This window comes from Streptomyces sp. NBC_01003, assembly GCF_045162695.1.
GTDB lineage: Bacteria > Actinomycetota > Actinomycetes > Streptomycetales > Streptomycetaceae > Streptomyces.
Map to the genome: position 1 here is coordinate 3,724,893 of NZ_CP108707.1, position 12,582 is coordinate 3,737,474.

General features: G+C 71.6%; 11 protein-coding genes. 3 read left to right on the forward strand and 8 right to left on the reverse strand.

Features of this window, described 5'->3' with window-relative positions; translation table 11 throughout:
* Positions 1–22: 22 nt before the first annotated feature.
* Positions 23–823, forward strand: a complete 801-nt coding sequence (locus OG698_RS16895) for a hypothetical protein (RefSeq protein ID WP_406103804.1) — start codon at positions 23–25, stop codon at positions 821–823.
* Positions 823–1,911: a serine/threonine-protein kinase gene (locus OG698_RS16900; RefSeq protein ID WP_406103805.1), complete on the forward strand. Its 1,089-nt coding sequence runs from the start codon at positions 823–825 to the stop codon at positions 1,909–1,911. The genes OG698_RS16895 and OG698_RS16900 overlap by 1 nt, the downstream gene beginning before the upstream one ends.
* Here the strand turns inward: OG698_RS16900 and OG698_RS16905 are convergent.
* Positions 1,829–3,124, reverse strand: coding sequence for a streptophobe family protein (locus OG698_RS16905; RefSeq protein ID WP_406103807.1), 1,296 nt, complete (start codon positions 3,122–3,124; stop codon positions 1,829–1,831). The two genes, OG698_RS16900 and OG698_RS16905, sit on opposite strands and share 83 nt — an antisense overlap.
* 208 nt (positions 3,125–3,332) lie before the next feature.
* Here OG698_RS16905 and OG698_RS16910 point away from each other — a divergent pair, with 208 nt between their 5' ends.
* Positions 3,333–4,583 (forward strand): DUF6777 domain-containing protein, encoded by a 1,251-nt coding sequence (locus tag OG698_RS16910; RefSeq protein ID WP_406103809.1) that lies wholly within the window; start codon positions 3,333–3,335, stop codon positions 4,581–4,583.
* On the opposite strand, the gene OG698_RS16915 is transcribed toward OG698_RS16910, so the two are convergent.
* The 7 genes from OG698_RS16915 to gatC form a co-directional block, all read right to left on the reverse strand.
* On the reverse strand, positions 4,580–5,152 hold the full coding sequence (locus tag OG698_RS16915; RefSeq protein ID WP_406103810.1) for a GNAT family N-acetyltransferase: 573 nt from the start codon (positions 5,150–5,152) through the stop codon (positions 4,580–4,582). The two genes, OG698_RS16910 and OG698_RS16915, sit on opposite strands and share 4 nt — an antisense overlap.
* A complete protein-coding gene (locus tag OG698_RS16920) occupies positions 5,130–7,403 on the reverse strand; it encodes an MMPL family transporter (protein ID WP_406103812.1) in 2,274 nt (757 codons plus the stop codon). The genes OG698_RS16915 and OG698_RS16920 overlap by 23 nt, the downstream gene beginning before the upstream one ends.
* A gap of 136 nt (positions 7,404–7,539) precedes the next feature.
* The gene (locus OG698_RS16925; RefSeq protein ID WP_406103814.1) at positions 7,540–8,793 is read right to left on the reverse strand and encodes an SLC13 family permease; all 1,254 of its coding nucleotides are present in this window, start codon (positions 8,791–8,793) and stop codon (positions 7,540–7,542) included.
* A gap of 119 nt (positions 8,794–8,912) precedes the next feature.
* Positions 8,913–10,424: an Asp-tRNA(Asn)/Glu-tRNA(Gln) amidotransferase subunit GatB gene (gene gatB, locus OG698_RS16930; RefSeq protein ID WP_399971923.1), complete on the reverse strand. Its 1,512-nt coding sequence runs from the start codon at positions 10,422–10,424 to the stop codon at positions 8,913–8,915.
* 16 nt (positions 10,425–10,440) lie between these two features.
* On the reverse strand, positions 10,441–10,674 hold the full coding sequence (locus OG698_RS16935; RefSeq protein WP_406111106.1) for a hypothetical protein: 234 nt from the start codon (positions 10,672–10,674) through the stop codon (positions 10,441–10,443).
* A 5-nt stretch (positions 10,675–10,679) separates the two neighbouring features.
* Positions 10,680–12,185: an Asp-tRNA(Asn)/Glu-tRNA(Gln) amidotransferase subunit GatA gene (gene gatA, locus OG698_RS16940; RefSeq protein WP_399972385.1), complete on the reverse strand. Its 1,506-nt coding sequence runs from the start codon at positions 12,183–12,185 to the stop codon at positions 10,680–10,682.
* Positions 12,185–12,481, reverse strand: a complete 297-nt coding sequence (gatC, locus tag OG698_RS16945) for an Asp-tRNA(Asn)/Glu-tRNA(Gln) amidotransferase subunit GatC (protein ID WP_016642027.1) — start codon at positions 12,479–12,481, stop codon at positions 12,185–12,187. The genes gatA and gatC overlap by 1 nt, the downstream gene beginning before the upstream one ends.
* Positions 12,482–12,582 lie beyond the last annotated feature (101 nt).

Consider the following 12,582-nt stretch of genomic DNA (forward strand, 5'->3'; position numbering starts at 1 on the left):
GAAAGACAGCGGAGAGGCGCCCATGGCGACACCGGAGTTCCGCCCCACCCATGTCGTGCCCCCGGACGGGATGCCCGCCTGGGAGGAGCCGGACGTCTCCCGGCCCACACAGCCGCTCGACCCGCTGCTCCCGGTCGAACTGGTCGACCGGCGCGCGGACTGGGGCCGGATCGTGTGCGCCAACGGCTGGTCGGCCTGGGTCGACGGGCGCCTGCTCGTCGCCGTGCCGCGTGACCCGCCGGAGGCCGGGAAGCCCATGGCCCGCACGGCGGATCCGCGGCCGCTGATGGCGCGCGTCGAGGAGGCGGCGGGCCAGTACCGGCGCGCCGCACAGGAACTGGCCGAGGAGCGCATCGACGGAGAGACATTCCAGCGCCGGACGCAGGGGCTGCGGGTCGGGATGGTCGTCGACGGCGAGGCGGTGTGGCTGTACGACGCCGAGCACGAGCGTTGGATGTACTGCGACGGCACGCAGTTGAGCACGTACGCGGCGGGGGCGGGACCGGGGCGGCCGAGCGGGGCGACACCGGCGCCCGCGCGGGCCGCGGACCCGGAACCCACGCGCGTCGTGGACCCGGCAGAGATCGCCGGCTCGGGGCCGGCCGAGGACGTCGCCGACACCGGCCCGGACGGCAACAGGGCCGGCTCCGGCCCGCACGAGAACGCCGCCGAAGCACCGCCGGCCCCGAGCCGGACCCCCACCCCGACCCCGACCCCACCCCCGAACGCCGCCGAGCCGACCCGGATCGTGGACCCGAAAGAGATGAACGGCCACGACCCCGCCGACCGCAAGCACAGTGCCCGCGCGCCAGGTGAGCTGTGATGGCGGACGATCCGCAGCTGCCCGTCGGCCGGCCGTCCGATCTGCTCGGGCGGCAGATCGCCGGATACCGCGTGGAGAGCGAGATCGGCCGGGGCGGCATGGCGGTCGTCTATCGGGCCAAGGATCTACGCCTCGACCGCACCGTCGCGCTCAAACTGCTCGCCCCCGAACTCGCCCGTAACGACACCTTCCGCCAACGGTTCACGCACGAGTCGCGCGTCGCCGCCGCGATCGACCATCCGCACATCGTGCCGGTCTTCGAGGCCGGCGAGACCGAGGGCATCCTCTACATCGCCATGCGCTTCGTGGCGGGCCAGGACCTGCGCGCGCTCATCGACCGCGAGGGGCCGCTGCCCGTGGGGACGGCGGTACGGATCGCCTCGCAGGTCGCGTCCGCGCTCGACGCCGCCCATGACCACGACCTGGTGCACCGGGACGTGAAGCCCGGCAACATCCTGGTCGCGGCGGGAACGGACAGCGATCACCCCGAGCACGTCTACCTCACCGACTTCGGCCTGACGAAGAAGTCGCTTTCGCTGACCGGGTTCACGTCCGTGGGCCAGTTCGTCGGCACGCTCGACTATGTGGCGCCCGAGCAGATCTCCGGCCGCCCGGTCGACGGCAGGTGCGACGTCTACAGCCTCGCCTGCGTCGTCCAGGAGACCCTGACCGGTCTGCCGCCGTTCCAGCGCGACGACGACATGGCGCTGCTGTGGGCCCACCAGTTCGACCCGCCCCCGCCCCTGACCGGGCTGCGCCCCGGACTCCCGGCGGCGATGAACGACGTACTGGCCAAGGCGCTGGCCAAGAGCCCGGACGACCGCTACGACTCATGCCTCCAGTTCGTGGCGGCCCTGCGCGCGGCGGCGCGCGGCGGCGTCCGGGACAACCACCCTCCGACGCAGGTGGACCGCCGCGTCAGCACGTGGTCCCCCACGGCCGAAGCCCCGCCCGCCCCGCCGCGGTGGGCGCTGCCGGTCTTCACGGGCCTCGTGCGCCGGCCGCTCAACTCCGGTCCGGCTTCGCCGAATCCACCTCCCCACGCCGGTGGAGGCGGGACGCGAGGAGGCCGCCGAGGAATCCGGTGACGAGCCCCCACAGGACCGCGAGGCCGAGCGCGGTCCACAGTTTCGGGCGCAGCGCCACCTCGCCGCCGAGCCCGCCGCCGATGTCGCCGATGCCGAGGAGCGACAGGCCGTAGTGCGCAGAGATGCGGGCGAGGAGGCAGATGGCGAGCACGGTCAGGACGAGGGCCACCGCCATGTGGAGGGCGTGCTGCCAGGCCCGCATCCGGGCGGGTGACCGCAGCGCCATGCCGAACGCGGCCGCCAGCGTCAGGATCGCGGCCACCGCGACCGACCACCAGATCCGGCCGTCCTGTTCGGCGAGCGTGCTGACGTTGACGGTGGAGATGTCGGGCGTACGGAGTACGACGTCGAGGATGTGCGGCATGGGCAGGCCGAACGGACCGTCGACCTTGCCGTCCCAGGACGCGCCGAGGCCGATGGTGTAGACGAACCAGACGAGGTTGGGCAGACCGAGGAGGATCACGGCGAATGTCTCGGCCGCGTGGCCACGGGTCGCGGCGACCACCAGCCCGACGACGACGCCCAGGGCCACGTACACGAGCAGCAGCGCGACCATCGCGTACGCGGCGGGGCGCACCGACTCCTGGAAGCGGACGAAGCGGGCGGGGAGCGGGGCGCCGCGCGACACGAGGACGGCGAGGATCATGACGCCCGCGAGCCACAGCAGGCCGAAGAGCAGGGTGAGCGCCATGTTCGTCCGGAATCCGACCTTGGGTGCGCCGTCCAGGACGCCCTCGATGATGCCGCCGGTCGGGTCCGTGACGGGGATGGCGAAGTCCTGCCTGGCCAGGAGCGAGAGGACGATGAGCGCCACCGCCCACGGCACGGCCACCCGCCCGGCCCAGCCGAGGAGTTCGCCGCTGCTCGCGATGGCCCGGTGGCGCAGCGGCCGCAGGAAGCCCGCGGCGATCACCAGCGCTCCGGCGAGGGTCACGGAGAGGGGCAGGACCGAGATGTCGGCGTGCGTCCGGGCGATTTCTCCGGCGTTTCCGGCCAGGTCGACGGAGCCGCCGGCCGCCATCACCACGACGGCGGCGACCACTCGGGGGAAGGCGCTGCCGGGAAGGCCGGTCGCGCCCGCCGCCCACAGGCCGAGGGCGGCCGTGACCACCATGGCCACGAGCCCGGCGAGCACGGCCACGAGGGCCGCGGCCCAGCCGTGTCTCGCGCTGCGCCTGGTGCCGGACCGGCCGTCGGATGCCTGTTCACTCACGGGGCCACGCTAGGCAGGCGCCCGGCGGTCCGCCCCTCGGGAGGGCCGACCGCGTCGCCTCGCGGACCGTACGGGTTCGGCTTGCGAGCCGTACGAGTACGGAGCACACAATGTGGAGGTGACAGGACAAAGGGGACCGGACCGCCGGACCGAGAGGCGGGCCCTCCCCCAGTCCGCCCCATGTCTCCTACGGTGAGAAGAAGCGCCCGTGAGTGACCGACCGACGGAGCCCGGCCGCCCCACCGGCCCCCCATCCGGCCCGCTCTCGGGCCCGACCCAGCCCGCGGCGCCCGTACCCCCGCCGCCCGAACACCCCTCGGAACCGCCGTCCGGCGAAGGCACGGGCTCCGGCGCCGGTTCCGGTTCTGGCTCTGACTCTGGCTCTGGCAGCACGGGCAGCGGCCCCGGCGGCCCGCCGCCGCCGAGCGACACCCCGCCCCCGCACGGCCCGCACCCCGACCGCCCCTGGTGGCGGTTCACACCCAAGAAACTCGCGGGGATCGGCGCCCTGATCGTCGCCGCTGTGGTCCTCATCGTCGTCCTCACCAGCTCCGGCGGCGACGGTGGCAGCGGCGGAACCGCGGCCGGTGACGAACTCTTCCTCCAGAGCGCCGACTCGTCCGGCCCCGACCCGTACACCGAGTCGAGCACCCGGAAGGGCGCCACCGCGACGACGCCCACCACGCTGCCGAGCGCGTCCGGGGAGAGCTCTTCGGAGAACGCGAACGTGGTCCGGGGCGTCGAGGGCTCCGCCCCCGGCCTGTACGGCGGCACCCGCAACGTCTCCAGCTGCGACGTGGAGAAGCAGATCCGCGCGCTGGGCGCGGAGCCGGACAGGAACAAGGCGTTCGCCTCGGTACTCAGCATCGATCCGTCGAGTGTCCCCGCGTATCTGCGGTCGCTGACGCCGGTTCAGCTCCGCCTCGACACCCGGGTCACGAATCACGGCTTCCGCAGCGGCGCCCCGACGAAGTTCCAGTCCGTGCTCCAGTCCGGCACGGCCGTGCTCGTGAACGACCGCGGCGAGCCGCGGGTGCGGTGCTCGTGCGGGAATCCGCTGCTCGCGCCGGTGCCTCTGCAGGGCTCGGTGAAGCGTCAGGGCAAGGCCTGGTCCGGTTACAAGTCGTCGGACGCGGTGGTCGTCTCGCCCGCGCCGCAGCCGGTGAACAGTTTCGTGATGTACGACCCGGAGACCAGGGGCTGGTTCAGCCGAACCGCGGGCAGCACGGGCGGCAGCGACCGGAAGACGACGGCGCACACCCCACCCGGGGTCTCCTCCTCGGACGCCTCGACCTCCTCGACAACCCCGTCGTCCGAGACCTCTCGGTCCTCCGAGTCGTCCCAGTCGTCCGAGTCTTCGCAGCCACCGTCGTCACAGGCCCCCGGAGCGTCGTCGGCCCCACCGTCGAGCGCGGAGTCCGCCGCCCCCGAGTCCCCCGCCTCACAACCGGCGGGCTAGGGCGTTTCTGGACAGACGGCCTGACGCGCGCGCCACTCCGGCGCGAGCGCCGACCACACCTCAAGATCCTGCTTGACGCCCTTGTGCGAGCCCGCCTCGCGCAGCACCCCGTCGCGCCGCATGCCGAGCCGCCGCGCCACGTTCAGGCTGGGCTCGTTCGCGGAGGAGGCGACCCACTCCACGCGGTGGATGCCGCGTTCGAGGACCGCCCAGTCGATGAGGACGCGCGCGCCGCGCGTGACGAGGCCGCGTCCGGCGGCGGCGGGCTCGAGCCAGCAGCCGATCTCGCAGTTGCCGCCCTCCGCGTCGAAGATCCGGAAGAGCAGGCCGCCGACGAGCGTCCCGTCCAGCCAGAGTCCGTGCAGGCTCCCGCTGTCGGCGGCGCGCTTGTCGGCGTAGGACTTGAGCAGGTCCCGGGCGGAGCCGACGTCCTTGACGTTCGAGCCGAACCCTATGTGCTGCCCGATGAACTCACGCCCGCGTTCCAGATGGGCGAGGAACTGATCGGCGTGCCACGTCTCAAGTGGCCGCAGCTCGGCGCCGTCGTCACCCAGGGAGATCGTGTACATCGCGTTTCCGCTCCTCGGCTTCGGCCTTCACCAGTACGTCCAGCAGCGCCTCGTCCTCGGTCGGGCGCTGTCCAGGCATACTCGCATGCGCCTCGCCGCACTCGGGCGGCTCGATGCTGATGCGGGGAAGCCGGCGGTCGAGCCACTTCGGCAGCCACCAGTTGGCGCCGCCGAGCATGTGCATGAGGGCGGGCACGAGGAGCGTGCGCAGGACGAACGCGTCGAGGGCGACGGCGGCGGCCAGGGCGATGCCGAACATCGCGATGACGCGGTCACCGCTGAGGACGAAGGCCAGGAAGACCGAAATCATGATCACGGCCGCGGAGTTGATGACGCGGCTGGTCTCGGCGAGCCCGACGCGGACGGCCCGCCGGTTGTCGCGGGTCTCCAGCCACTCCTCGTACATGCGGCTGACCAGGAACACCTGGTAGTCCATGGAGAGTCCGAACAGGACCGACACCATGATCACGGGGAGGAAGGGCTCGATCGGGCCCGCTCTGCCGAGGCCGAGCATCTCGCTGCCCCAGCCCCACTGGAAGATGGCGACGACGACGCCGAAGGCGGAGGCGACGGCCGCGACGTTCATCGCGGCGGCCTTGAGGGGGATGCCGATGGAACGGAAAGCCAGAAGCAGCAGGACGCAGCCGAGTCCGATGACGACGCCCACGAACAGCGGCAGTTTGCCGACGATGACGTCGGCGAAGTCGTCGTAGCTGGCGGTGACTCCGCCGAGCTGCACGTCGAGGGACGTGCCCTTCTCGGCCGCGGGGATGACGTCACTGCGCAGTCGGTCGACGAGCTCGCTGGTCCTCTGTGACTGCGGTGCGGACTTCGGCACGACGGTCAGAAAGGCGGCGGTGCCGCTGCCGTTGTACGTCGCCGGGGTCACCGAGGAGACGCCCTCGGCCGAGTCGATCAGGGACTCCAGACGGCTCACGGCGACCTGGTCGCCGGCGCCGTCTATGGGTGTGACCAGGGTCAGCGGCCCGTTCACGCCGGGCCCGAATCCGTCGGCCAGGAGGTCGTAGGCCTGCCTGGTCGTGGACGACGACGCGTTGTTGCCCTGGTCGGACGTGCCCAGGTGCAGGAAGAACGTGGGCACCGAGAGCACCGCGATCACGCCGAGTGCGAGGCCGCCGAGGAGCCGGGGGTGGCGCTCCACGAAGGCGGCCCAGCGGGCGGCGAACCCGGTCGGCCGCTCCGGCTCGGGCCCGTGTTCGGCGAGTCTGCGCCGCTGGCGCCTGCTGAGCGCGCGCATGCCGATGAACGACAGGAGCGCGGGCAGTAGCGTGACGGACGCGGCGACGGTGAGGAGCACGGTCAGGGACGCGGCGATCGCGACACCGTTGAGGAAGCTGAGGCGCAGGATCAGCATGCCGAGGAGCGCGATGCAGACGGTGGCGCCGGCGAAGACGACCGCGCGCCCGGTGGTGGCGACGGCCCGCTCCGCGGCCTCGTTCACGGGCAGGCCCTGTTTCAGGCCGCGCCGGTGCCGGGTCACGATGAAGAGGGCGTAGTCGATGCCGACGCCGAGGCCGACGAGCATCCCGAGCATCGGGGCGAAGTCGGCGACGGTCATCACATGGCCGAGGAGCACGATGCCGGAGGCGGCGGTGCCCACGCTGACCAGGGCCGTGGCGATGGGCAGGGCGCTGGCCGCGAGGGAGCCGAAGGCGAGCAGGAGGACGACTGCGGCGACCACGACGCCGACGATCTCGGCGGCATGTCCCTGGACGGACTCGGTCAGGGCGACGGCGCTGCCGCCGAGTTCGACCCGCAGTCCGTCGGGGGCGTTCTTCTCGGCGGCCTTGGCCGTGTCGACGAGGCGCTGGGCGTCCGCCTTGGCGATGTCGCCGGACTGCTGCTCGAAGGTGACCGTGGCGTAGGCGGTGCGTCCGTCGGCGCTTATCCGACTCGTGCTCTGCTGCTCGTACGGGCCGGTGACTGCGGCGATGCCGGGCAGGTGCTCGATCCTGTCGAGCGTGCGGGTCATGCGCTCCTTCACGTCGGCGGCGCGGACCATGCTGCCGTCCGTGTGCCAGACGACGGTGTCGCTGTCGCCGCCGAGGCCGGGGAAACCGTCGTTGAGGAGCTGGGTGGCGCGCCCCGACTCGGTACCCGGTGCCTCGTAGTCGTTCGAGTACGAGGAGCCCGCGACGGCCGCCGCGGCGCTCGTGGCGCCGAGGGCGAGGAGCCACAGCAGGACGACTACGAGGCGGTGCCGTACACACCATCGTGCGAGAGCTGCCACGGACGTGCTCCCAGGGTTTGTGGATCTTCACCGGGAACAGCCCGCAAAGAACACATGAGCAATAGCAAGCCACTCTTACAGCAAGAAGTGATCCTTTGTCGCTTTCGTGGCCTTAGTCACAAGGGCGCGCGGCCGTTCAGCCCAGGAACTGAAGTCCCGCCCAGAGCACGACCGTTGAGACGACCAGCGTCGCCGGGACCGTGAGCACGCCGAGCCGTGTGAAGTCACCGAGCCTGGGATGCACATCGTGGGCGTGGACGATGCGGCGCCACAGGAGCGTCGCGAGCGAGCCCACATACGTGAGGTTGGGGCCGAGATTGACGCCGATGAGGACGGCGAGGACCGGTCCCGGACCCGCGGGCCCCGCCACGGGGAGCAGCGCGAGAACGGCCGGCAGGTTGTTGATCAGGTTGGCGAGCAGGGCCGCGACCCCGGCGACGGCGAGCAGCGCGGGCAGCGACGAGCCCTCGGGCAGCAGCCGGTCGATGCCGTCCCCGAGCCCGTTGTCGACGACCGCCTTGACCACGATCCCGAGCGCGAGGACGAAGAGACAGAAGTACGGGTGGGCCGACTTCACCAGCGCGAGCGGGGTCGTGCGCCGCTGCCCGAGCGCCCGCGCCGCGAGGACGGCCGTGCCGACGATCGCCGCCCACAGCGGGTCGATCCCGGCGAACGAGGTGACGACGAAGCCCACGAGCGTCAGGGCGAGGACGGTGAGGGTGAACACCGGGACGCCCGGCGGCTCCTCCGCGTCCGGCTCATGGGCGGGCGCCGCCAGATCGTCGGCGAAGTACCGACGGAACACCGCGTACTCGACGGCGATCGCGCCCAGCCACGGCAGGGCCATGAGCCCCGCGAACCGGGCGAAGGTGAGTCCGCTCGCGGTGAAGGCGAGCAGGTTGGTGAGGTTCGAGACCGGAAGGAGCAGCGAGGCGGAGTTGGCGAGGTGGGCGCTCGCGTAGACGTGCGGGCGCGGCCTCGCGCCGATCCGGCGGGCCGTGGCGAGGACGACCGGCGTGAGCAGCACGACGGTGGCGTCGAGGCTCAGTACGGCCGTGATCACGGCGGCCGCGGCGAAGACCCCGCCGAGCATGCGGCGTGGACTGCCCTTGCAGGCCCGCGCGATCGCGTCGCCCGCGGCCTTGAAGAGGCCCTCGTCGGCGCACAGCTGTGCCAGGACCAGGACGGCGGCGAGGAATCCGACGACCGGCAGCAGCTCCCGCGTCTCGGCCCACGCGTGCGCGGGCGACACGGCGCCGACCGCCACGACGATCGCCGCCGCGGGCACGGCGACGACGGCCTCCGGCAGCTGCCGGGGACGCACCACGGCGAAGCCGAGGATGAGCAGGAGGAGGGTGACGGAGAGGAGTTCGGCGGGGATGGTGCTCAACGTGCGACTCCAAGAATTCGTACCCCCCATGGCAAACGCCGGCCGGGCATCTCAGCCCGGCCGGCGTTTGAGGCTCAGAGGGACGCGGGGTGCGGGGGCGGACCCCCGCAAGAACCGCCTCAGCCCTCGGAGACGCCCAGCTTCTCCAGGATCAGTTCCTTGACGCGCGCCGCGTCGGCCTGACCCCGGGTCGCCTTCATGACGGCACCCACGAGCGCGCCGACGGCGGCGACCTTGCCGCCACGGATCTTGTCGGCGATCCCGGCGTTGCCCGCGATGGCCTCGTCGACGGCCGCGCCGAGCGCGCCCTCGTCCGAGACGACCTTCAGGCCGCGCTTCTCGACGACCGTGTCCGGGTCGCCCTCGCCCGCGAGGACACCCTCGATGACCTGGCGCGCCAGCTTGTCATTGAGGTCACCGGCGGAGACGAGCGCCGCCACCCGGGCCACCTGGGCCGGGGTGATGGGCAGCTCGTCGAGCGCCGTGCCCGACTCGTTGGCGTTACGGGCGAGTTCGCCCATCCACCACTTGCGGGCCGAGACGGAGTCGGCGCCGGCCTCGATCGTCGCGACGATCGGGTCGACCGCGCCCGCGTTGAGGATCGACTGCATGTCGTGCTCGGAGACGCCCCACTCCTCGCGCAGCCGGTTGCGGCGCACGCGCGGCATCTCGGGCAGCTCCGAGCGCAGCTCCTCCACCCAGGCGCGGGCGGGCGCCACCGGCACCAGGTCCGGCTCGGGGAAGTAGCGGTAGTCCTCGGCGTTGTCCTTGATGCGGCCCGACGTGGTGGAGCCGTCCTCCTCGTGGAAGTGACGGGTCTCCTGCACGATCGTGCCGCCGGACGACAGGACAGCGGCGTGCCGCTGGATCTCGTAACGGGCGGCGCGCTCGACGGAACGCAGCGAGTTGACGTTCTTCGTCTCCGAGCGGGTGCCGAAGGGCGCCTCGGGGCTGGTGCGCAGCGACAGGTTCACGTCGCAGCGCATCTGGCCCTTGTCCATCCGGGCCTCGGAGACGTCGAGCGCCTTGATGACCTCGCGCAGCTCGGCGACGTACGCCTTCGCGACCTCCGGCGCGCGCTCCCCGGCGCCCTCGATCGGCTTGGTGACGATCTCGATGAGCGGGATGCCGGCGCGGTTGTAGTCGAGCAGGGAGTGCGAGGCGCCGTGGATACGGCCCGTCGCGCCACCGACGTGCAGCGACTTGCCGGTGTCCTCCTCCATGTGGGCGCGCTCGATCTCCACGCGGAAGATCTCGCCGTCCTCCAGCTGTACGTCGAGGTAGCCGTTGAAGGCGATGGGCTCGTCGTACTGGGAGGTCTGGAAGTTCTTCGGCATGTCCGGATAGAAGTAGTTCTTCCGGGCGAAGCGGCACCAGTCGGCGATCTCGCAGTTGAGCGCGAGGCCGATCTTGATGGCCGACTCGATGCCGATCTCGTTGACCACCGGCAGGGCGCCGGGCAGGCCGAGACAGGTCGGGCAGGTCTGCGAGTTCGGCTCGGCGCCCAGCTCGGTGGAGCACCCGCAGAACATCTTCGTCTTCGTACCCAGCTCGACATGGACCTCGAGGCCCATGACGGGGTCGTACGTCGCGAGTGCCGCGTCGTACGACAGCAGTTCAGTGACGGTCACGGTGAGACTTTCCCTCTCAGCCCAGCAGGACGTCGTCGTCGCCCAGGCGCTTCAGCTCCCGGTAGAGGATCGCCAGGCCGGTAGCGATGGCGGCGGCGGACACCGCGGCGTCGATCAGCCGCAGGGTGTCGTGGTCGTTACGGGCCAGCCTGGCCTGCTTCGCGACGCTGATCGCGCCGAAAGCGGTGCTCGCCAGCGACACGTACACGCCGGTCTTGGACTTCTTGAAGTTCTTGGCCTTCTTTGCCATGGCACTCACAGCGACGGAGCCTCCTCGAGCAGCGGGTGGCCCCACTTTTCCACGAAGGCGGCCTCGACGGCAGCGCCGACCTTGTACAGGCGGTCGTCCTTCATGGCGGGGGCGATGATCTGCAGCCCGACCGGCAGGCCGTCCTCCGGCGCGAGGCCGCACGGCAGGGACATGGCGGCGTTGCCCGCCATGTTGGTCGGGATCGTGCACACGTCGGCCAGGTACATCGCCATCGGGTCGTCGGCGCGCTCACCGATCGGGAAGGCGGTGGTCGGCGTCGTCGGCGAGACGATCACGTCGACCTGCTCGAAGGCCCGCTCGAACTCCTGGGTGATCAGGGTGCGGACCTTCTGGGCGCTGCCGTAGTACGCGTCGTAGTAGCCGGAGCTGAGCGCGTACGTGCCGAGGATGATGCGGCGCTTGACCTCGTCGCCGAAGCCGGCCTCACGGGTGAGGGCGGTGACGTCCTCGGCCGACTTCGTGCCGTCGTCGCCGACCCGCAGGCCGTAGCGCATGGCGTCGAAGCGGGCCAGGTTGGACGAGCACTCGGACGGCGCGATCAGGTAGTACGCCGACAGGGCCAGGTCGAAGGTCGGGCAGTCCAGCTCGACGATCTCGGCGCCGAGCGACGTGAGCAGCTCGACCGACTCGTTGAAGCGCTGGACGACGCCGGCCTGGTAGCCCTCGCCGGAGAACTGCTTGACGACGCCGATGCGCATGCCCCGGACCGAGCCGTTGCGAGCGGCCTCGACGACCGGCGGGACCGGCGCGTCGATGGACGTCGAGTCGAGCGGGTCGTGGCCGGCGATGACCTCGTGCAGGAGCGCCGCGTCCAGGACCGTACGGGCGCAGGGGCCGCCCTGGTCGAGGGAGCTGGAGAACGCCACCATGCCGTAGCGCGAGACGCCGCCGTAGGTCGGCTTGACGCCGACGGTGCCGGTGACGGCCGCGGGCTGGCGGATCGAACCGCCGGTGTCCGTGCCGATGGCGAGCGGGGCCTCGTAGGCGGCGAGGGCCGCGGAGGAGCCGCCGCCGGAGCCGCCGGGGATGCGGGTGAGGTCCCACGGGTTGCCGGTCGGGCCGTACGCGCTGTTCTCGGTGGAGGACCCCATGGCGAACTCGTCCATGTTGGTCTTGCCGAGGATGACGACGTCGGCGTCCTTGAGCTTGCGCGTCAGGGTGGCGTCGTACGGCGGGATCCAGCCTTCGAGGATCTTCGAACCGACTGTGGTCGGGATGCCCTCGGTGGTGAAGATGTCCTTCAGCGCGAGCGGTACGCCGGCCAGCGGGCCGAGCTTCTCGCCCGCGGCGCGCTTGGCGTCGACGGCGCGGGCCTGCGCGAGCGCGCCCTCACGGTCGACGTGCAGGAAGGCGTGCACCTTCTCGTCGACGGCCCCGATCCGGGCCAGGTGGGCCTCGGTGACCTCGACGGCCGTGAGCTCGCCGGCGGCGATCTTCGAGGCGATCTCGGCGGCGGTGAGCTTGATGATGTTGCTGTCCGTCATGGTGATTAGTCCTCCCCCAGGATCTGCGGCACCTTGAAACGCTGCTGCTCCTGGGCCGGGGCGCCGGAGAGCGCCTGCTCGGGGGTGAGCGACGGACGAACCTCGTCCGCCCGCATGACGTTCGTCAGCGGGAGCGGGTGGGAGGTCGGCGGTACGTCTTGGTCGGCGACCTCCGAGACGCGGGCGACCGCGCCGATGATGTCGTCGAGCTGTCCGGCGAAGTGGTCGAGCTCTTCGTCCTTCAGCTCCAGACGCGCCAGCCGTGCGAGGTGTGCGACCTCCTCGCGCGTGATGCCAGGCATGCAGCGATCCTCTGGGGTGAGTGAGTGTGGTTCGGGCCGGGGCCAGTCGTCCCATACCCGTCGTCCGCCCGAAGGGCGGGTCGTGCGTCGTCTGGTGCGTG